Below are 20,657 nucleotides of genomic sequence, written 5' to 3' on the forward strand. Positions count from 1 at the left end.
TCGGCCAGCAGCACGTCGACAATGATTGCACGCGTCCGTCTCGAGGTCTTACATGTCAGCGAACACCTTTTTCTCGGCGAACCTGCTGCTCGCCTACACAGCCTATTTCATCGGCACGGCGAGCCCGGGGCCGAGCAACCTGGCAATCATGTCGATTGCGGCGCAAAGCGGGCGCAAGGCCGCTTTGGCATTCGCATGCGGCGTCATTTCCGGCTCGATGTTCTGGGCCGTGGTGGCTACAGCGGGTATTTCCGCGGCGCTCGTGGCTTATTCCCATTTCATCCTCGCAATCAAGATTTTCGGCGGCCTCTATCTGCTCTGGCTCGCGTTCAAGTCGGGGCGCGCCGCATTGGCCGTGCCGGTCCGCGATGTTTCGCGCGTGCAACGGCCGCAAGCGCTGAGAACCCTGTACGTCAAAGGTGCATTGCTGCATCTGACGAACCCCAAGGCGATACTGGTCTGGGTCTCCATCGTTGCGCTTGCGTCCAACAACTCGGGTGCGGGGCACGGCGCGGTGATTCCCGGCTGCGCGTTCATCGGAAGCTTCGTGTTCAGCGGGTACGCGATTCTCTTTTCGATGGCATCGGCTCGCCGGCTTTACGTACGTACCCGCCGTGCGCTCGAAGGGTGTCTCGCCGTCGTATTCGGCGTTGCGGGCATCCGGCTGCTGGCGTGGTCCGGCAAATAGCCGTCGCTGCGCACATGAAGGCGACGGCTCGTGGCAGGCCGTTCTTCTTCGCCGGCCGGCTGAAGGTATGATGTGCTGCAACTTCAGCCGCCCGGGGCGGCGAGCCGGTGCCGACATCGCTTACGGGCCGCGCCGTCTCCGGTCATCGTCCGGGGAGACGCCGTGACCGTTCGCAATCTCGATGCGTTGTTCAAGCCTCAGTCCATTGCGGTCATCGGCGCCTCGTCACGCCCGGGTAGTCTCGGGGCGATCGTTTGGGCGCGTGTGCTCGACGGTGGCTTCGCCGGGCCCGTGTGGCCCGTCAATCCGAAGCGCAGCGAACTCGACGGGCGCACCGTCTTCCCCGATACCGCCGATCTCTTCGAGGCACCGAGCGTTGCCGTAATCTGCACGCCAAGCGCTACGTGGCCCGACATCGTTCGTAAGCTTGGCCGGCTCGGTGCGCGCGCCGCGATCATCGTCGGCGAGGCGCGCGGTGCCGCCGCGCAAGAAGCGGTCAGGGACGCGCTCGTGGCGGCGCGGCCGCATCTGCTGCGCATCGTCGGTCCCGGCAGCCTTGGGGTGGTCACGCCCGCACTCCGTGCGCAGCTCGGCGCCGCATCGTGCAAGGTGAAGCCGGGCGGTGTGGCATGGCTTTCGCAATCGAACGCCCTGACGAATGCGGTGCTCGGCTGGGCCGATGCGCGCGGCCTTGGCTTCTCGCACGCGATCGCGCTTGGCGGCGAAGCCGATGTCGATGCCGGCGACGTACTCGACTATCTGGCCAGCGACGGCGCCACGCGCGCGATTCTGCTCGAACTCTCTCAGGTGCGTGCCGCGCGCAAGTTCATGTCGGCCGCCCGTGCGGCGGCGCGCAGCAAGCCCGTACTCGTGCTGCGCACGGGCTGTACCGACCGCGACGACGCGCTCTATGCGGCCGCGTTCCGGCGTGCGGGCATGGTGCGCGTGGACGCGCTCGACGATCTGCTCGACGAAATCGAAACGCTCGGCGTGGGCCGCATCGCCGCCAGCCAGACGGCTACGGTCGTGACCAGCGACCGCGGCGTCGCGGCGCTGGCCACCGATGCGTTTGCCGCGTCCGGCGGGGGGCTCGCGCAGTGGTCCGCCGAGACGAAGCGCGCGCTGCAGGAAGCGCTGCCCGGTGTGCAGCCAGGCAACCCGCTCATGCTTGGCGACGACGCGACGCCCGAGCATTTCGGTCGGGCGCTCGATGCGCTGGCGCCGCATTACGATACCGGAACGGCATTTGTCATCCATGCCACGACGCATCGCGCGTCGGCGGGCGACGTGGCGCGCGTGTTGATCGACCATCAGCGCCTTGCCTACCGCGGCGTGCTGGCTTGCTTCTTCGGCGGGCTCGATGCCGCCACGCGCGACGCGCTGCGGGCGCGCGGCATCGCGGTGCATTCGACGCCGCATCGGCTTGCGCATGCATTCGCTCGCCTCGTCGATTACCGCCTTGCACGCGAGCTTTTGATGCAGACGCCGCAGGGTCTGCCCGTGCAGGTGCCCGCCGCCGTGGAAGCGGCGCAGGCACGGGCGCGCGCGGCGCTTCGGGAAGGAATCACGGCGCTCGAGAGCGAGGCCGCGGCCTCGTTGATCGCATGCTTCGGCGTGCCCGTGCAGCCGCCCGCCGGCACGCCGGAGCGGGACGGCGACGAAGCGGTCGTGGAGTTGAGCGTGGAGTTGGCCGACGATCCGGATTTCGGCCCTGTATTTCGTTTTGCCGCACCACCCGCCGACGGCATGGCGGCGCCGTTCGCCGTTTATGGCCTGCCGCCGTTCAATTCCGTGCTCGCGCGCGAAATGGTGCTGCGCTCGCCCTACGCGCACCGGGTGCCGGTCGAGCCGGTGCTGCGCGCGCTGACGGCACTTTCGGAAGCGGTATGCGTGATCGAGCAGATCGTGGGGCTGAGCGGCACGCTGCGGATCACGCGTCGGCACGCGACGCTCGTGGGCGTTCGTATCGCGTTGGGGGCTGTGCGCGGGCGGCTGGCGATCGTGCCATACCCGCGCCGTCTCGAAGAGACACTCGATTGGTGCGGGCAACGGCTGACGATTCGCCCGATTCGCCCGGAAGACGAAGCGTCGCACGGCGCCTTTATCGCCGCGATGTCCCCGGAGGACTTGCGGCTGCGCTTTTTCGGCGCGGTGCGTGGATTTGACCATACGCAGCTCGCTCGCCTTACGCAGATCGACTATGACCGCGAGATGGCGCTGATCGCCACGGCCCCGGACGAGCACGGCGTGGTGAATACGCTCGGCGTCGTGCGCATCGTCGCCGACCCCGACAACGAGGAAGCGGAGTTTGCCGTGGCCGTGCGCTCGGATATGAAAGGCAAGGGCCTCGGCACGATGCTGATGCGGCGGATCGTCGCTTACGCGCGCTCGCGCGGGACACGCTGGATAGTAGGCGACATTCTGCGCGAGAACGCCTCGATGATCGCGCTCGCGAAGGCGTGCGGATTCGAAACCGGGCCCGGCGACGATCCTTCTGTTATTTCGGTGCGTCTGCCGTTACAGAACGCACCGCGGGCATAGCGCCGAAGCGCTTCGGGAGGTTCAGGCGGCGAGCTTGGCGGCGGCCTCGTCCACCTGCGTGCGCGAGACCGACAACTCATCGAGCCAGGCCTCGGCGTAGGTGCCGCCCGTTTCGCGCTCGAGGCGCGCGATGGTTGCCGCATTCCGGCTCGCGTCCTTCGGCGTGGCGAGGAAGCGCTTGATCGACTCGCCGGCCTTGAAGGCATCGAAGAGCGGCACGCGGATTTCGTCGGGCAGCGCGCGTGTCCATTGATATGGCTTGCCGTTGAACGTGAGCGTGGGCGGCAGATTACGCTCTTTTTTCGCCGTGGCCAGGAGGCCATACGTGCGCGCCGCATCGCCGATCTGCTCGGGCGAAAAAAGCTCTTCCGGCGTGATCTCGAACTGCGCGATATAGGCCTCGATCGTCTGCATGGCTGCGGCACGGCTGTCGCGCGTTTGCTGAGCGCGCTCGACGAGGCTGCGCAGTTCGTCGGCTTCTTCGCTCGTGATCGTGAAGCTCGCCTGCTTTTGCTGAAGCTCGGAAAAGCGCTGGAATTCGGAATCGGTCAAGAGTTTTGCCATGGGTCGGTCGTATCGGCATGCGCCGCATGGCATGCATGCGGCTCACGGTGTTTCGAAGGGGCCGACATTCTAGCGCCTGACGCGCGACCGATCCAGCGCCGCGGCGGGCCGATGCTACCGGCGCTGCGCGTACGCGGCCACCGTATCGGAAGCACCGGCGGCGTCGGCGCACTCGTGCACGAACGCCGACACGATCGGTATCAGGCGCTCCGGGCACTCGCGGTGCGGCACGTGCCCGCAGGCGGGCAAGATGACAGCCCGCGCCGGGCCTTGCACGCGGCTGACGATCGTTTCGACTTGTCGCGGCGTGCCATAACGATCGTCTTCGCCCTGCACGGCGAGCAGCGGCGCGTCGATGCTCGCGAGCAGTGCTTCGATGTTCCACGCGGCGAAGCCGGGATCGAGCCATGTTTGCGACCAGCCCCGGAATACATCGTCGGTCTTCGCGCCGTGATGGCGGCGCAACCCCGCGAGCTTGCCTGCTTCGTACGCGGCACGGGCTTCGCGAATGCCGGCGAGCGTCACGTCTTCGACGAACACATGCGCGGCGATGCTGACGATGCCGCACAGCCCTTCGGGGCGTTGCGCGCCGGCGATCAGCGCGATACTGCCGCCGTCGGAGTGGCCGACGAACACGAAACGCGCACCGGCCGGCACGAGCCGAGCGAGAATCTCCGGCAGGTCGCGCAGGGCGGCCCGATGCAGATAGTCGCCCCCCCACGGCAGCGGCACGGCCGACGCGCCGCCGTAGCCGAGGCGGTCGAAGACGAGCCCCGGGCAGCCGGTGGCGGCGCACAGCCGCTCGGGAAAGTCGCCCCACATCGTGATGCAGCCCAGGCCTTCATGCAGAAACACGAGGTGGGGCATGCCGGCGCGGCCCACGATCGTTTCATAGGCGATAGTGCCGCCGGTGATCGTCAGTTCGTTCATTGATGGATGAACGAGTGTTCACGGCTGCGCGTCGTGACAGACCGCCTCGATGTTGTGCCCGTCCGGGTCGAGCACGAATGCGCCGTAGTAGTTGGGGTGGTAATGAGGGCGAATGCCCGGCGCGCCATGATCGGTGCCGCCTGCCGCGAGCGCCGCTGCGTAAAACGCGTCGACCTCCTGGCGATTCCTGGCCCGGAACGCGACGTGGATCGGCGGAACGTTCGGCGTGCCGCTGTGGATCCAGAAATCAGGCTTGCCGCCCTCGCCGAATCCCGCGACATCCACCGAACCCGTTACCGCGGCGGGCACTTCGCGGATCAGTTCATAGCCGATCGGTGCGAGCGCACGTGCGTAGAACCGTTTGCTCTTTTCGAAATCGCTGACTTGCAGTCCCGTGTGATCGATCATCTCGTTCTCCAATACCAAGGATCGTTGTCGAAAACCGTTGTCTCGATGTGGGGCCTATCGCTGGCGCCGCGACTGCCGCTTGCTCCTCATTCGCCGCTAGCGATGTCTGGGATCGTCGTCCGGCGCCGCGCCCGTCGGCAGTGCGCCGTTGGATCCGTCGCCGACGCGATTGATGGTGCCTTGCGCCAGTGCAACGAGCGTTTCCTTGTCGCCGTCGAGCACGTACACCCGGCATTGGCACGTTGCATGGCCGCGGCCGGCATAGACCAGTTCGGCGCGCGCGACGAGCGCGCCGCGCACGGCCGGCCGCAGGTAATTGATCTTGTACTCGCCCGTGACCACGCGCGGCCCCAGCGCAATCGCGCCGGCGAACGTCAATGCGTTGTCGGCCAGATAGCTGATGACGCCCCCATGCACGAATCCGTGCTGTTGCCGCAGTTCGTCGCGAATCGGCAGGCGCAGCGTGACTTCCCGCTCGCCGATTTGCACGAGTTCGGTCCCGAGCAGCACGCTGAATGGCTGTGCGTGCAGCGCACCGCGCGCAAGGTCGAGGAAATCCGTCATCGGGGCTCCTTCCGGGGCCGGGGCCCCGCGTCGTGTCCGTTCCACTCTAGGAACGGATCGCGTCTCGCGTCAAGAAACCGATCGCCACGGCAAGCCGGATGCCCCCAAGCCGTGAGGCCCGGCCGCGCGCTCGCGGCTGCAACAGTTCAAGAAATACGGGATTTTGCCGTTAACAGGTACATATTGTCCCTTTTTTCGGTCGTTCGTTGTTCGTAATCCGTGTTTTATCGAGGTGATTTTTGATGTTCAGCAAGATCAAGCTGGCTTCGGGCCTGCTTGCCGTATTGGCGGCATTCTGTTTGCTCCAGCTTCTTACGGGTGGGCTCGGTTTCTGGTCGTTGACGAGCACTCATCGTGACGTGCGCGATCTCGCCAACGTGGCACTGTCTCAGGTCGACGCCGCCAATGAAACTACGCAGCATCTGATGGACGCGCGCATCAATTTGTCGCGCGCCGGCACCCGGATGATCGGCGGCGCGGCCGAACCGACGAAGATCGTCGATCATGCCCGCGAGCAGCTCGCGCTTGCCGAGCAGTCGTTCGCGCGCTTTGCGCGTGCCCCGAAAGACACCGAGGAAAATCGTCAGCGTGCCGCGGCCCTGGAAGTGAAATACAAGGCGCTGCACGGCGCGCTGAGCGAGCTCGTGCAGTTTCTCGATTCGGGCAACATCAAGGCGTTTCTCGACCAGCCGACGCAGTCGTTCCAGGACGGCTACGTGGAAGCCGTGCAGGGCTTTACCGACTACGGCAACGCGCGCAGCCAGGCATCGCTCGAATCGATCGATCGCCGCGTGGCGGTTTTCCGCAGCGTGAGCGTGGCGATACTCGTCGCCCTGCTGCTCGGCACGGCCGCTGTCTATGCGGCGCTCAGGCGCGGCGTGGTTGCGCCGCTCGAGGAGGCGGGCCGCCATTTCGAGCGCATCGCACGCGGCAAACTCATCGAGCCGATCGCGGCGCGCGGTACGAACGAAATCGGGCGTCTGTTCGAAGGCCTCGCACGGATGCAGGCGAGCGTGGCTCAAACAGTCAAGACCGTACGCGACGCCGCGGACTCCATTCATCTCGGCGCAGACGAAATTGCCACGGGCAATGCGGATTTGTCGGCGCGCACGGAAAGTCAGGCGGCTTCTTTGCAGCAGACTGCGTCGAGCATGGAAGAGCTCACCGCTACTGTGCGGCAAAACGCCGATCATGCGCGCGCGGCCAATGCGCTGGCTGAGGAGGCGCTGCAGGCGACGACGCAAGGCACCGGCGTGGTCGAGAGCGTCGTCGACAAGATGCGTGCGATCGCCCAGAGTTCGGATCGGATCGCGCAGATCATCTCCGTCATCGACGGTATTGCGTTCCAGACGAACATTCTCGCGCTCAACGCGGCCGTGGAAGCGGCGCGCGCGGGCGAGCAGGGGCGCGGCTTTGCCGTCGTCGCGGGCGAGGTGCGCGGCCTCGCGCAGCGCAGCGCGCAGTCGGCCAAGGAAATCAATGCGCTCATCAGCGAGTCGGTCACACAGATCGAGGGCGGATCGGAACTCGTCGAGCGGGCAGGCGGCGCGATGCAGAAGGTGTCGGCATCGATCTCGCGCGTCACGCAGATGGTGGCCGAGATCAGCGCGTCGTCGATCGAGCAAAGCACCGGGATCGAGCAGGTCAATCAGGCCGTCTCGCAGATGGACAGCATGACGCAGCAAAATGCGGCGCTCGTCGAAGAAGCGGCTGCCGCGGCTTCGTCGCTTCACCAGCAGACACGGCACCTCACGGCTGCCGTGTCGGTGTTCGAAGTGTCCGACCGCGTGAGCCGGGATGCGCGGTTCGCTTCGGCCGATCAGCCGCTTTTCGCAAGCACCGCGGCTGCGCGCTGATTCCGCCGAGCGCGGCCGCCCGCTTGGGGCGGCCATGTCGGCCGGCTGATTGGCGTGGCGCAGGCGGGCGGTTGCAGCCCGGCGGGCAGCAATAGCCGATCCGCGCCTGGGCCGTTGCGCTCAGGCCGGCAGCGCGGCGTAGGCGGTGGCGAGGTGGTAGGGCGTCGTCGACGGCATGTCGGCACGGGCAACCGCTCCCGCGGCGCTCTTGCATTCGTACCATCCGCGCGCATGCAGGAAGCGCGCGCGGAACCGCTCGATTTGCGGTGCGAGCCGCGCACGGTCGTCGTCGGTGGCGCGCGTGGCGAGTGCACGCAGATACTCGGTTTGAGCCCAGATGCGTTGCGTGGCGTCCTGCATCGAGCCATCCTCGTTCAGCGCTGCGCACACGCCGCCCGTGGCCGCATCCACGCCGTGCCGCTGCGCGAAGTCGAAGCCGCGCTCGAGTGTGGCGGCGAGCCCGGACGCGCCGATCTTCGTGCCCGCCGCGCGCGCGAGATAGAACCATTCGAATTGATGGCCGGGTTCGAGCCGGTTGCCGGCCGAACCAACAGGTAGCTCCGCGATCGCGCCGCTCGGCGCATGCACGAACGTGCCTGCCACGGCATCCGCCAGACGGGCGAGCGCCGTATCGAAGGCTGCGTCCGCCGTTGCCGCACCGGCCGCGAGGTAAGCCTCCGTAAGATGCATGAGCGGGTTTTGCAGCGGGCCGGCCTGAATCGTCGAGAACCCGGCGTCGAGCGCCGCATTGAGCAGTCCGGCGCCCGCCGCGAAGCGTGTCTCGATGAGCGCCGCCGTTTCGGCGATCACAGCGAGTGCATCGCGGTTGCCGGATGTGGCCGCGTATTGCGCGCAAGCGAAAACGACGAAGGCGTGCGTGTAGAGGTCTTTCGTCGTGTCCAGCGGACTGCCTTGGGCATCGACGCTATAGAACCAGCCGCCGTGCCGGGTGTCGCGGAAGTACCGGCAAAGCGAATCGAAGAGCGTATCGGCGCGAGCGGCATTGCCGGATAGCGAGAAGACGAAAAGCTGACGTGCGCAGGCCATTGCCCGGTAGCGCTCGACGGGAAGCGGCTTGTGATCGTCCGGGCTCAGCGCCTCGTACGGCAGGCGCATCGCGCCGTTGAAGCCAGGGCCCTGCCACAACGGCATGACGAGCTGGTCGAAATGGGCGCGCAACGCGGCGCATTGGGCTGCGATCGCAGCATCGGCGGTAACCGGCATAAGCTCGAACGGGTTCGGAGATCGATGCGCGAGCGGATGCCGCGCGCGCGAAGCGCCAAGGATAAAGCAATTGCGGCCCGATGCGCAGCGCCGGGCGGGCGCATGGTGTGCAAACGGTCCTATCGAAGCGCGGCACCGTGGACCGATCATGAGACAATGCCGCCTTCGCGAAAAGCGACGATCGAACAACGCAACAGACGAGCGGCGCACGGCCGCTCCGGTTTTACTACGCTATGGCAGATTCCGAAGCATCTTCGACTTCCCGTGCTCCCCGGTCCGCCGCGGCCAGGCGCCGCGCACGTGCGGCATTGTCGGGCGCCGATCCGCGGCCCGAATTCGCCGAGCCCGCCATCGACGAGCCCGAGCAAGGCGCCGCGCAAGCGGTGCCGGCACCGAGCGCCGACGATTTACTCGGCGCCGGCCAACTGATGAACTTCGATCCCCGGCAACGTACGCTGATGGGGTTCGAGCTGCCTGAAGATACGCTGGCGGCCTTGAGGACGCAGGCGGCTCAGGTCGGCGCGGATGCGCTGCCGCCCGCAGTGCCGGCAGCGGAACCCGAGCCGAAACCCGAGCCGAAAGATGCGGCGGCTTTAGCGCCGGTGCGTTCGCGGCCTGCCGAGGCCGATACACGCGCGCAGGCCGCGCAGGCAGCACCGCCCACTGCTCGAGCGGGCGCTCCGTCGACAGAGCCCTCTGCGGCTGCCGGCGGAAACCCGCCGCGACAGACCGAGGGCGTGCCTGGACCCGAAGTGCGCGTGGGCGCCGCGGCCGCACCGCGTACCCCGCCGCCCGCACGGCCGGTGCCTGCTCCCATGGCCGAGTCCTCGCCGGCGCGCACCGCATGGTCGCCCGAGCCGCTTGTCGCGCCGCGGCCTGCCGCAGTCGAACCGGCGCTGCCCATCGCGCAGGATCCGGCGCTTGCCCAAACGGTCGCGGCGCTCTCGCGCTCGCTCGCCGATGAATGCCGTCGCGCCGAACAGGGGCGGCGCCGCGCCGCGAGGTGGTTGGCCGCGACGGTCGTCGTCTCGGGGCTGCTGCTTGCGTCGAGCGTTGCCGAGATCGTCATGCTCACCCGCACGCTGCGCGAAACCACCGAAGCTCAGCGGAAAACAGAAGCGTTGCTCCGTAGCCAGCAGAGTGCTCTGGCGGCGTTTGTCGATACGGCACAAGCCGCGTCGGCCGACATCCATGGCACGGCCGAGGCTTTGACCGCCAAGCTGGCCGCGCTCTCGGCGCGGACCCCCGCCGTACCGCAGGCGCAGCGGCCCGAGCCTGCCGCCGTCCGCAGACATACGCGTTCGCCGCGCGTGCGCAAGGCAGGGGACAAGCCGCGCAGCGCCGCCGGTGCACCCTGATGCTCCTCGCAAACCTGAAATTTGCGTAAGCAAGCACCGGTACGCGCACCGCCTGCCGACGGCGGGACCGCTACCGGTGCCGACCACTTTTGCGGCACCGGGCACCCGGCCGGCTCGCCGTCGCGGGCGGCCCGGCGGTTATCGCTTCCAGCGTTTCAGCAAAAGCGCGTTCGTCACGACGCTGACGCTCGAAAATGCCATCGCCGCACCCGCCAGCATGGGATTGAGCAACCCGAGGGCGGCGAGCGGAATGCCGATCAGGTTGTAGACGAACGCCCAAAAGAGGTTTTGCTGGATCTTGCGATAGGTGCGCCTCGAGATTTCGATCGCGTCGGCCACGAGCGACGGCTCGCCGCGCATGAGCGTGATGCCGGAAGCATGCATCGCCACGTCCGTTCCGCTGGCGAACGCAATGCCGATATCGGCGGCGGCGAGCGCGGGGGCGTCGTTGATTCCGTCGCCGGCCATCGCCACGATGCCCCCCGTTCCCGCCTTCAATTCGGCCACGACGCGCGCCTTGTCTTCCGGAAGCACCTGCGCATGGAACTCGTCGATGCCGAGCGCGGCGGCCACGGCAGCGGCTGCGCCGCGGTTGTCGCCTGTCAGCAGCACGCTGCGCACGCCGCGTGCTGCGAGCCGCTCGATGGCCGCGCGCGCATCGGGCTTGATCGTGTCGCCGAACGCGATCAACGCGAGCGCGGCGGCGGGACGGTCGGCCGCGGTGGCGCGCATGAGCCACGAGACGGTGTTGCCCGCGGCTTCGAGCGAGCGAGCCTGCGCGAGCGAGTCTGCGGGCGGCTCGATGCCGAGTTCCGAGAGCCAGCGTCCGTTGCCGAGCATGAAGGTATCGCCGTCGACTTGCGCCTGCACGCCGCGGCCGGCAACCGCCTGCGCGTGAGAGACGGCCGGCAGTGGGGTGCCGGTCTCGCCGCGCCGCACATCGAAGGCGGAAACGAGCGCGCGAGCGAGCGGGTGATCGCTGCCATGCTCGAGGGCGGCGGCGAGCGCAAGCGCATGATCGCGATCGATGCCAATGGTCTCCAAGGCAGTGACCTCGGGCTTGCCTTGCGTGAGCGTACCTGTCTTGTCGAATGCGACCACGGCGACGCGCTGCGCGAGCTCGAGCGCCTGCGCGTCCTTGATCAGAATGCCGTGGCGGGCCGCGACACCGGTGCCTGCCATGATCGCGGCCGGTGTCGCGAGGCCGAGGGCGCACGGGCAGGCAATGACGAGCACCGATACGGCATTGAGAATCGCGGTTTCGCCCGATGCGCCCGCGATCAGCCAGCCGGCGAGCGTGGCGGCCGCGAGCACGAGGATGGCCGGCACGAAGACGGCGCTGACGCGGTCGACGAGGCGCTGGATCGGCGCCTTCCGGGCCTGCGCCGATTCCACGAGCCGGATGATGCGCGCCAGCGTCGTCTCGGCACCGATTGCCCGCGTCGTAACCGCGATCAGTCCCTCGCCGTTGATGGAGCCGCCGGTCACGCGTTCGCCCGGCCCTTTGACCACGGGCAGACTTTCGCCCGTGATCAGCGCCTCGTCCACGTGCGTGCGGCCGTCCAGAATGACACCATCCACGGGCACGCGCTCGCCGGGCCGTACGACCACCACCATGCCCAAGCGCACCTGCCCGAGCGGCACTTCGTGCTCGCTTCCGTCGGCTTGCCGCACGCGGGCACGGTCGGGCCGCAGCGCGTTGAGCGCGCGGATCGCGTTGGTCGTCTCGCGCTTGGCGCGAGCCTCGAGCCATTTGCCGAGACGCACGAGAGCGATCACGACGGCCGATGCTTCGAAATAGAGGTGCATGGTGTCGCCGGGATGGACGAGCATCTGCCATACGCTCAGGCCGTAGGCCGCCGACGTGCCGAGTGCGACGAGCAGGTCCATGTTGCCGGTGCGGGCGCGCACGGCGCGATAGGCGCCCACATAGAACCTTGCACCGCACGCGAACTGGACGATGCTCGCGAGCGCCAGCTGCAGGGTGGCCGGCAGCATCAGCTCGATCCCGACTGCACCGGCAAGCATCGGCAACATGAGGGGCAGCGCGAGCGCCCCCGCCACGGCCACGGCCGCCAGTTCGCGCCGCGCCTGCCGGCGCTTGTCTTCGTCGGCCGCATCCGCCGCGGTGTCGCCCGCGACGGCCGCCTCTTGCGCGAAAGGCCGCGCTTCGTAGCCGGCATCGACGACAGCCTTGACGAGCCGGGCTTCCTCATCCGTGCTGGCGGGCTCGGCGAGCCGGACGGTGGCCCGCTCGGTGGCGAGATTGACCGACACCTCGACGACGCCCGGCACGCGTGCAAGCGCTTTTTCGACGCGCCGTGCACACGAGGCGCACGTCATGCCGCCGATATCGAGTTCGGTGGTGCTGGCCGCGAGTCCGGTTATTGGTGAAGAGAGATCGGTCATGATGGAATGATGGGGCGAGGCGGCACGTGTCGCCGCGATGCAAGCAGTATCGACATTCCAACGATGGGAAGGTCAAGCGCTGTCTGCGAGATCGGGTGCGACTTCGTGCCTCGCGTGCAACTGATTGGCCTGATCGGCGGTCCGACCCTTCCGTGGTGCTGCGAAGATGCATCGGGCCGCCGCATCGGCATTCGCCGCGACGGTGTGCGAAAGGTTGCATGCGGGCCTGTGCCCGCCGGTCGCGGCCGGGGCTCCGGGCCACGGCACCACCCGCGCACACGAAATATAGTGGGACGCGCGGTGCGCCGATTCGCTACTCACGGCACACCGCTCGGTGTTGTTCTTGCTTACTGGTCGAGGATACGATAAAACGCTTTCGCGATTCGACGAGATCGCCGCGCGAATCGTCCTGGCCGGACGAGCACCGCGTCACGAGCCCGCGATGCGGAGATGCGGGCCACTTATCGACATTCAGATGACAAAGACAACAACAATGCGACACACGTTATCACCCGCCGGGGTTGCCTCGTGGCTTAGCGGCCTTGCCGTCGTCTTGCTGGCCGGATGCGCGAGCGCGCCGCATCCGGCGGCATCGTCGCCCGCTCATGGGTGGACCAAGGACGAAGTATCCGACTCCTATATATTCGGCTATCCGCTCGTCATGATGACGAGCGCGCGTACCGCCGTGCCCGTCGAGGAGCGCAACGTGCTGCATCGTGCAGCCGCATTGCCGGCTGCCGACGACCCGGGGCTCGCGCCGAAGGCCGATGTCGACACCCTTGCCGCAACCGCCTGGCTCGATCTCGGCAACGGTCCTGTCGTGCTTTCGTTGCCCGCGACGCGAGGCCAGTACCTCGATGCGCGCGTGCTGGATCTCTGGACGAACGTCGTCTGGTCCACGGGCGCGCCGGCCGGCGCACGCACGGCAACCGCGAAGCCGCGCCTGATCGTGTTCGTGCCGCCGGGCTGGGATGGTACGTTGCCCGCATCGGCGGAGCGCGTCGAGGCGCCCGGAACGAGCCTCTGGCTGTCCGTGCGCACGGCCGCGACGAACCCGCGCGAGCTGGCCGGTGCCCGGCGCCTGGCTGCCGAGGCGGAGGTCGCACCGCTTGCCGCGTTCATGGAAGCCTCGCAGTCGAAGCACCGCGGCAAGCATGTGCGCGGTGGGAAGTCGCGCCACGAGGCCGGCGCGCCGGCGGACGAGGCGCAATCGTTTGCCGACAGCCCGCAGGCGCAGGCCGCGGCCGTAGCGGCTCTCGATGCAAACGCCTTCTTCACGCGGCTGGCCGACGCTTTGCGCGACAACCCGCCGTCGCCGCCCGACGCTCATGCGCTCGAGATCCTGGCGGATCTCGGCGTGAAGCCGGGTGAGCCCGTGCGTTTGCCGGCTGGCGCCGGCGAGGCGATCAAGGCGGGGCTTGCCGATGCGCACACGCGCCTTGGGACGGCACCCGTCAATGCGCTATCGGCGAACGGGTGGACGTGGCTCGGCGACGGTATCGGCCATTACGACGACGACTACGCGTTGCGCGCCTACACGGCTTACACGCGGCCTGGCAGCGGCACGAAGGAAGACGGGGTCATCGCGCTGGCGGCGGCCGACGGCGACGGCGAAGCGCTGGACGGCGGCAGCCGCTATATCCTGCATTTTTCCGCCAAAGGGTTGCCGCCGACGCGGGCGTTCTGGACACTGACGGCTTATACGGCGGACGGCGCCCTCGTTGACGGGCGTGTGCCGCGGCGTTCGATCGCTTCGCGCGACGGCCTGCGGCGCAACCGCGACGGGTCCATCGACATTTATGTCCAGAAGGTGTCGCCGGGCCGCGCGCACCAGTCCAATTGGCTGCCGGTGCCCGAAGGTCCATTCCAGCTCGTGATGCGGCTCTACGCTCCGCAGGCGGCGGCGACCGACGGCAGTTGGCAGCCGCCCGCGCTCGTGCGCAAGTAACCCGGAGGGCGGATGCCAAGCGAATCGACGGCTGACAAGACGAAGGCCTGGGTGAAGCTGCGGGGTGTGGTCCGGGGTGTGTTCCGGGGTATGTTCGTTTCGCGGCGCACGCGCCGCATCGCGATTTCGGTGGTGGCCTTCGTCGCCCTGCTCGGGGTGGCGGGTTTTTTCGCGGCGCCGCCGCTGATCCGGCACGTTGCCGAAACGCAGCTCACGAGCGCGCTTGGGCGGCCCACGGCGATCGAACGGGTCAAGCTCAACCCCTACACCCTGCGGCTGGAAGCCGACGGCATCCGCATCGACGATAAAGATGGCGGCGCGCCGCTTCTGAGCGCCCAGCGCCTGATCGTGCGCGTGTCGTGGGTCTCGCTCCTGCGCTTTGCACCCATCGTCGAGGAACTGCGGCTCGACGCACCGCGCGCGAACGTCGTCCGCTACGATGCGCAGCGCTTCAATTTCACGGACATCGTCGAGAAGTTTTCGGCGCCTTCCGGGAAGCCCGAAACGAGGCCGATGCTGTTTTCCGTGTCCAACATCGCCGTGGAGAATGGCCGCATCGATTTCGACGACCGCCTGCTCGGCCAGCGGCACGTCGTCGACCAGCTCTCGCTCGGCGTGCCATTCATCGCGACGCTGCCGTCCAAGACCGATATTTTCGTCGATCCGCGCTTCGCGGCCCGCGTGGATGGAAGCCCGATCAGCGTTGGCGGCAAGACCAAGCCGTTCGCGGCCTCGCGCGAATCGGAAGTCGAACTCAAGTTCGACGGGCTCGATTTGCCGAAACTGCTGTCTTACGTGCCGGCCAAGCTGCCGGTGGCGATGGAGAGCGGCAAATTAGCGGGCAATTTGAAGCTGCGTTTCGCGATGAGCGGTGCGGTGCCGACGCTGACGGTGGCGGGTACGGCGGACCTCGCCGAGGCGCGGCTCGTCGACGCCGGGCACGCGCCGCTCTTCGCGGCCCAGGCGGTACACGTCGCAGCCGCTACGCTGCAGCCGTTCAAGAATATCTACCACTTCGACGAGATCCGGCTCGAGCAGCCCTCGCTGCATCTTGCGCGCGAGCGTTCGGGGGAACTCAGCGTGGCGCGGGCGTTTGCGCCCGCCGCGCCTGCGGCCTCGTCCGCGGCGCCGGCGTCGGTGCCAGCGTCAGCGCCTGCGGTGGCCGCACCGCCTACCGACGTCTCGATCAAGCATCTCGCGCTCGACGACGGCAAGGTGGAATTGGAAGACCGCGCACCTGCCGAGCCGGTAAGGCTTGCGCTCGATGATCTGAACGTTGCGCTCGACGGCTTTTCGACACTCGCCGATACCCCCGCGCGCTATACGGTGCGCACGGCGCTGGCGCAGGGCGGTACGCTGGCGGCAACGGGCTCCGTCGGCGTAGTCGGCAAGCGTGCCGACGCGAAGATCACGGCCGACGCGTTGCCGCTCGCGCTGGCACAGCCCTATCTCGAGGGCATCACGGCCGCGCGGCTGTCGGCGGGCACGCTCGGCGGCACCGTGGTGCTCGACGCCAACTGGTCGCAGGCGCCAGCGGCGGTACGCGTCGGCGAGAGCGAGCTGGCGCTGAAGTCAGTGAAGATTGCCGGAGCGGGCCCAACGGCGCCCGCCATCGCACTCGGCGACGGGCGTCTGGCGATCAAGCAGATCGATCTCGCCGCGCGCACGGCCGATATCGCTTCGATCGAGGCGACCGGGCTCGCGGTCAAGGGCACGCGTGAAAAGGACGGCCGTATCGATCTGGCCGCCTGGGCGGCTCCGGCTGGCGCGAAGCCGGCTCCCGCACGCGAAAGCGAGGCGAGGCGAAGCGAAAACGAGCGTAAGCGCCAATCCGCTCACCAGGCGGCGCCGACCCGCGCCGCCGCGTCGAAAGACGCAACCGCACCGGGCTGGAGATACTCGATCGGGCAGGTCCGCCTGAAAGACGGTTCGGCCGATATCCTCGACCAAGTGCCCGCGCGGCCGGCGAAGTTTCGGTTCACGTCCGTCCAGCTCGAGGCCGGCGGCCTCAGCAACGACATGGGGCATGCGCTGCCCGTGAAGCTCAGCGCGACCCTGAACGGCAAGGGTACGCTGGAAACCGCAGGCAACGTCGTACCGGACCCGCTCGACGCTTCGTTGACGCTGCGCGCGAATCGTCTCGACGTGGCCGCCTTCGAACCCTATTTCGGCGACAGCCTCAATGCCGTGGTCGCCAGCGCGCTGGCCAACGCGGGCGGCAATCTGAAGCTTTCGATGGTCAAGGGCGCGGTGAAGGCATCGTTCCGCGGTGGCGCGGCGCTTGTCGACGTGCGTTTGCTCGACCGGATCACGTCGGCGCCTCTCGCGGGGTGGCGCTCGCTGGCGCTCAACCGCGTCAACGCCCGATACGACGAGCGCGGCACCGATCTCGACATCGGCCGGGTGACGTTCGCTCAGTTCTTCGGCAGCGTGTTGCTGAGTGCACAGGGCAAGCTCAATCTCGACGACGTGCTGGCCCGCGAGAAAGGTGCCGAGGCGCCGGCGGTGGCGGAACAGCATGGCAAGACGACGACTGCCGTGGTCGAGCACGAGGAAAAGCCGCCCACGTCGCACCCGCTGCGCGCGCGCGTCGGTGAAGTGGTGCTGCAGCAGGGCCGCGTGAACTACACCGACAACTTCGTGAAGCCGAACTACACCGCGAACCTTGTCGACATCACCGGTACGATCGGTGCGTTCGGCACGGAAACACGTACACCGGCGCCCGTGAACGTCGGCGCGAATCTGGCCGGCAACGGCCCGATCGCGATACGCGGCACCGTCGATCCGCTTGCGCCGAAGCCTTCCCTCGACCTGACGGCGAGCGCACACGACATCGAGCTCACGAACCTCACGCCGTACTCGCTCAAGTACGCCGGCTACCCGATCACGAAGGGCAAGCTCAACGTGGAACTGCACTACAAGCTCGACAACGATCTGCTGAGTGCGAACAACCACCTGTTCATCGATCAACTGACGTTCGGCGAACATGTCGAAAACGATACGGCCACGAAGCTGCCCGTGCGGCTCGCGATTTCGCTGCTGAAGAATCGGCGAGGCCAGATCGACGTCAACATCCCGGTATCGGGTTCGTTGTCGAGCCCCGAGTTCAGCCTGGGCAGCCTGATCTGGAGTGCCGTGCTGCACCTGATCGAGCGCGCGGTGACGGCGCCGTTTTCGCTGCTTGCCAACGCATTCGGCGGCTCGGGTGGGGTGAGCGGGGCGGAAGATCTACGCTATGTTGCCTTCTCGTCGGGCTCGGCCGAACTGACCGACTCGATGCGCGGCAAGCTCGATACGATTGCGAAGCTGCTCGACGAAAAGCCCGAGGTAAAGCTCGACCTGACCGGCCGTGCGGATCCGGCCATCGACACGCCCGCGCTTCGGCTCGCCTATGTCGACGAGCTCGTCAAGCGCGAGAAGCTGAAAACGCTCGTCGGGCACGGTGAGAGTGTCGACGAATCGACGGTGACGGTGGACAAAAGCGAGTACAGCGATCTGCTGGCCAAGGCCTACAAGGATGCCGACATCAAGAAGCCGCGCAATTTCATCGGCCTGGCGAAGAGCTTGCCTGACGATGACATGCGGCGCATGCTCGCGGCCAATGCGCCCGTCGACGAGGCCAGCCTGCGTCGGCTCGCGCAGCAGCGCGCCGACGAAGTGCGCCAATATCTGATCGGCAAGGTCGACGCGAGCCGCGTGTTCGTCGTCGCACCGAAGGTCGATGCGAAAGAGGTGAAAGACAGCGGGCCGACGACGCGTGTCGATTTCGGTTTGCACTGAGCTATTGGCGGCTCGACGATGTACACCGCGTGAGGTTGTTGTCCTTTTGGACGAATCTCGCGCGGCGTCGAGCAGTCTTTTTCGAGACGTTGTACACTTTAATCTTTCCACCCAATTCAACGCAAAAGGAGGGCGTCAGATGGTACCGACCGCGCTAATAGCCATCCCTCCGCACATGCGTTCGTCTCGCGCGCCGCACCGTTAGGTTCGGCCGCCGCACCGTTCGGCGCCTGGGCCACCCGGCGCACCGATTCCTAGACGACCGAGACAACACAGCCCGCGCGTGGCCAACGCCCGCGCGGCGCGGGCATTTTCTTCTTTTGATCCGGCAATCCCGGGGCGCACGCCGCCCGGGAGGGGCATTCATGACGCAAAGAAAACTGGACTTCGGCGGCCGCGCGTTCAAGAACGTGCTCGGCTATACGATCAATCATTGGGGCCGGCAACGCTGGAGGATTCTTTCCATCGTCGCTCTGGCGCTGCTCGGTGCATTGGCCGACGTGCTGACGCCTTATTTCGCGGGCCGCCTCGTCAACGCGATCGCGGCCGGGTCGCACGACAAGGCGGCCGCGATCGACGCGGCGGTTCGCGCGTTGACGGCGCTGATCGCGCTCGGCCTGGGCGGTGCGGCGCTGCGCTACTTCATGTTCCTCGACATCATCGCGCTGACGCTGCGCATGATGAGCGACATCGCGAGCCATGCATTTCACCGCGTGCAGCGATTCTCGACAGATTGGCACGCGAACAGCTTTGCCGGCTCGACCGTGCGCAAGATCACGCGCGGCATGTGGGCGATCGACCTGCTCAACGACACACTGCTTATCGGGTTGTTGCCGTCGCTGACGATGCTCGTCGGCGCCACCGTACTGCTCGGTGTGCATTGGCCGACCATGGGCGTGATCGTGGGCGTGGGCGCCGTGGTCTACATCGCCGTGACGGCGGGCCTTTCGCTGGGCTTCGTCGCGCCCGCCGCGCGTCTTGGCAATGCGTGGGATACCCGCATGGGCGGCGCGTTGGCCGACGCGGTGACTTGCAATTCCGTCGTCAAGGCGTTCGGCGCGGAGCTGCGTGAGGAAGCGCGTCTGTCGCGTGTGATCGGCAAGTGGCGACATCGCACGCGCCGCGCCTGGCTGCGCGGTACGGCCAACGGCGGCGTGCAAAACGTGATGCTCGCGGCCATGCAGGCGGCGATGCTCGGGGCGGCGCTGCTGCTGTGGATGCGCGGCGAGGCGAACGTCGGCGATCTCGCGTTCGCGCTGACAACTTTCCTCGTGCTGCAGGGATACCTGCGCGACGTCGGCATGCTCGTGCGCAATCTGCAGCGCTCGGTCAACGACATGGAGGAGCTCGTATCGCTCGAGCAGCAGCCGCTCGGTATAGACGACCAGCCGGACGCACCACCGATCGTCATCGACAAAGGCGACATTCGTTTCGACGACGTCACGTTCCGCTACGGCGCGCACGCAACGCCGCTGTACGACCGTTTCTCGGCGCGCATCGCGCCCGGCGAGCGGGTGGGGCTGATCGGGCACTCGGGCTCGGGCAAGACGACGTTCATCAAGCTGATCCAGCGGCTTTACGATGTGAGCGAAGGTGCGATTACGATCGACGGGCAGAATATCGCGCACGTTCAACAGGCATCGCTGCGCGCGCAGATTGCGATCGTGCAGCAGGAGCCGTTGCTCTTTCACCGCTCGCTGGCCGAGAACATCGCTTATGCGAGGCCCGGGGCGACGCAGGCGGAGATCGAGCGCGCGGCAACGCTTGCAAATGCGCACGCGTTTATCGTCTCGTTGCCGGGCGGCTATGAGACGCTCGTTGGCGAGCGCGGCGTGAAGCTCTCGGGCGGTGAGCGCCAACGCATCGCGATCGCGCGGGCATTCCTAGCCGATGCGCCGATCCTCATTTTCGACGAGGCCACGTCGAGCCTCGACAGCGAAAGCGAGGCGCTGATCCAGGAAGCGATGGAGCGGCTGATGGTGGGGCGCACGACGATCGTCGTCGCGCACCGGTTGTCGACCGTGCGCGCGCTCGACCGGCTGCTCGTGCTCGATCGCGGCCGTATCGTCGAGGAGGGCCGCCACGATGAGTTGATCCGCATGGAGGGAGGCTTGTATCGTCGCCTCTTCGAACGGCAGGCACTCGAACTGACGAAGGGTATGGCGCCGCCGTCGGAATCAGCCGTGCCCGTCGCTGGCTAAAGCGGCGCTGATGCGGAGCAGGCGTGAAAGCGCGTGCTCCGATTGGCGCCCCATACAACCGCTTTGATTAGTAAGCCTTATCTAAATCCGAATCTTCCTCTTTCCAGCCCTTGCCCCTTGCTGATCTACTTGGCATCGCATTCTCAAAATGCCCTGCGCTCGAGCGGGTCACGACAACAAGCGAAA

General features: G+C 67.2%; 13 protein-coding genes. 7 read left to right on the plus strand and 6 right to left on the minus strand.

All coding sequences use genetic code 11. The annotated features are described in order from the left end of the window. The first annotated feature begins 52 nt into the window (after positions 1–52). Positions 53–688, plus strand: coding sequence for a LysE family translocator (locus tag U0034_RS26665; RefSeq protein WP_085228858.1), 636 nt, complete (start codon positions 53–55; stop codon positions 686–688). 162 nt (positions 689–850) lie between these two features. Continuing rightward, positions 851–3,229, plus strand: a complete 2,379-nt coding sequence (locus tag U0034_RS26670) for a bifunctional acetate--CoA ligase family protein/GNAT family N-acetyltransferase (RefSeq protein WP_085228859.1) — start codon at positions 851–853, stop codon at positions 3,227–3,229. Between the two features lie 21 nt (positions 3,230–3,250). Here U0034_RS26670 and U0034_RS26675 read toward each other — a convergent pair whose 3' ends face one another. From U0034_RS26675 to U0034_RS26690, 4 genes are all read right to left on the minus strand, one after another. Next, the gene (locus U0034_RS26675; protein WP_085228860.1) at positions 3,251–3,793 is read right to left on the minus strand and encodes a hypothetical protein; all 543 of its coding nucleotides are present in this window, start codon (positions 3,791–3,793) and stop codon (positions 3,251–3,253) included. Between the two features lie 114 nt (positions 3,794–3,907). Beyond that, positions 3,908–4,723, minus strand: a complete 816-nt coding sequence (locus tag U0034_RS26680; RefSeq protein ID WP_085228861.1) for an alpha/beta fold hydrolase — start codon at positions 4,721–4,723, stop codon at positions 3,908–3,910. An 18-nt stretch (positions 4,724–4,741) separates the two neighbouring features. Beyond that, entirely contained in the window at positions 4,742–5,131 is a 390-nt protein-coding gene (locus tag U0034_RS26685) for a VOC family protein (protein WP_085228912.1), read from the minus strand. A gap of 96 nt (positions 5,132–5,227) precedes the next feature. Further along, positions 5,228–5,695 (minus strand): PaaI family thioesterase, encoded by a 468-nt coding sequence (locus tag U0034_RS26690; RefSeq protein WP_085228862.1) that lies wholly within the window; start codon positions 5,693–5,695, stop codon positions 5,228–5,230. A 242-nt stretch (positions 5,696–5,937) separates the two neighbouring features. On the opposite strand from U0034_RS26690, the gene U0034_RS26695 reads away from it, so the two are divergent. Next, positions 5,938–7,551 carry a methyl-accepting chemotaxis protein gene (locus U0034_RS26695; RefSeq protein WP_085228863.1) on the plus strand — a complete coding sequence of 538 codons (1,614 nt, stop codon included), beginning with the start codon at positions 5,938–5,940 and terminating at the stop codon, positions 7,549–7,551. 120 nt (positions 7,552–7,671) lie between these two features. On the opposite strand, the gene U0034_RS26700 is transcribed toward U0034_RS26695, so the two are convergent. Beyond that, the gene (locus U0034_RS26700) at positions 7,672–8,775 is read right to left on the minus strand and encodes an AGE family epimerase/isomerase (protein WP_085228864.1); all 1,104 of its coding nucleotides are present in this window, start codon (positions 8,773–8,775) and stop codon (positions 7,672–7,674) included. Positions 8,776–9,083: 308 nt separating this feature from the next. Between U0034_RS26700 and U0034_RS26705 the strand changes: the two genes are divergently transcribed. Beyond that, on the plus strand, positions 9,084–10,133 hold the full coding sequence (locus tag U0034_RS26705; protein ID WP_085228865.1) for a hypothetical protein: 1,050 nt from the start codon (positions 9,084–9,086) through the stop codon (positions 10,131–10,133). Positions 10,134–10,271: 138 nt separating this feature from the next. Here the strand turns inward: U0034_RS26705 and U0034_RS26710 are convergent, their stop codons facing one another. Then, positions 10,272–12,542, minus strand: a complete 2,271-nt coding sequence (locus U0034_RS26710; RefSeq protein ID WP_085228866.1) for a heavy metal translocating P-type ATPase — start codon at positions 12,540–12,542, stop codon at positions 10,272–10,274. A gap of 475 nt (positions 12,543–13,017) precedes the next feature. On the opposite strand from U0034_RS26710, the gene U0034_RS26715 reads away from it, so the two are divergent. The 3 genes from U0034_RS26715 (at position 13,018) to U0034_RS26725 (ending at position 20,471) form a co-directional block, all read left to right on the plus strand. Further along, entirely contained in the window at positions 13,018–14,490 is a 1,473-nt protein-coding gene (locus U0034_RS26715) for a DUF1254 domain-containing protein (protein WP_233212082.1), read from the plus strand. 12 nt (positions 14,491–14,502) lie between these two features. After that, positions 14,503–18,270, plus strand: a complete 3,768-nt coding sequence (locus U0034_RS26720) for a DUF748 domain-containing protein (RefSeq protein ID WP_085228868.1) — start codon at positions 14,503–14,505, stop codon at positions 18,268–18,270. Between the two features lie 365 nt (positions 18,271–18,635). Then, positions 18,636–20,471 (plus strand): ABC transporter ATP-binding protein, encoded by a 1,836-nt coding sequence (locus U0034_RS26725; protein ID WP_085228869.1) that lies wholly within the window; start codon positions 18,636–18,638, stop codon positions 20,469–20,471. Positions 20,472–20,657 lie beyond the last annotated feature (186 nt).

The sequence above is a fragment of the Trinickia caryophylli genome, assembly GCF_034424545.1.
In the GTDB taxonomy this organism is placed as follows: domain Bacteria; phylum Pseudomonadota; class Gammaproteobacteria; order Burkholderiales; family Burkholderiaceae; genus Trinickia; species Trinickia caryophylli.

Bases quoted from the DNA above. Each gene is read 5' to 3' on its own strand.
- U0034_RS26665 (WP_085228858.1), top strand. From the start codon at position 53: ATGTCAGCGAACACCTTTTTCTCGGCGAACCTGCTGCTCGCCTACACA.
- U0034_RS26675 (WP_085228860.1), bottom strand. From the start codon at position 3,793: ATGGCAAAACTCTTGACCGATTCCGAATTCCAGCGCTTTTCCGAGCTT.
- U0034_RS26680 (WP_085228861.1), bottom strand. From the start codon at position 4,723: ATGAACGAACTGACGATCACCGGCGGCACTATCGCCTATGAAACGATC.
- U0034_RS26685 (WP_085228912.1), bottom strand. From the start codon at position 5,131: ATGATCGATCACACGGGACTGCAAGTCAGCGATTTCGAAAAGAGCAAA.
- U0034_RS26690 (WP_085228862.1), bottom strand. From the start codon at position 5,695: ATGACGGATTTCCTCGACCTTGCGCGCGGTGCGCTGCACGCACAGCCA.
- U0034_RS26695 (WP_085228863.1), top strand. From the start codon at position 5,938: ATGTTCAGCAAGATCAAGCTGGCTTCGGGCCTGCTTGCCGTATTGGCG.
- U0034_RS26700 (WP_085228864.1), bottom strand. From the start codon at position 8,775: ATGCCGGTTACCGCCGATGCTGCGATCGCAGCCCAATGCGCCGCGTTG.
- U0034_RS26710 (WP_085228866.1), bottom strand. From the start codon at position 12,542: ATGACCGATCTCTCTTCACCAATAACCGGACTCGCGGCCAGCACCACC.
- U0034_RS26715 (WP_233212082.1), top strand. From the start codon at position 13,018: ATGACAAAGACAACAACAATGCGACACACGTTATCACCCGCCGGGGTT.
- U0034_RS26720 (WP_085228868.1), top strand. From the start codon at position 14,503: ATGCCAAGCGAATCGACGGCTGACAAGACGAAGGCCTGGGTGAAGCTG.
- U0034_RS26725 (WP_085228869.1), top strand. From the start codon at position 18,636: ATGACGCAAAGAAAACTGGACTTCGGCGGCCGCGCGTTCAAGAACGTG.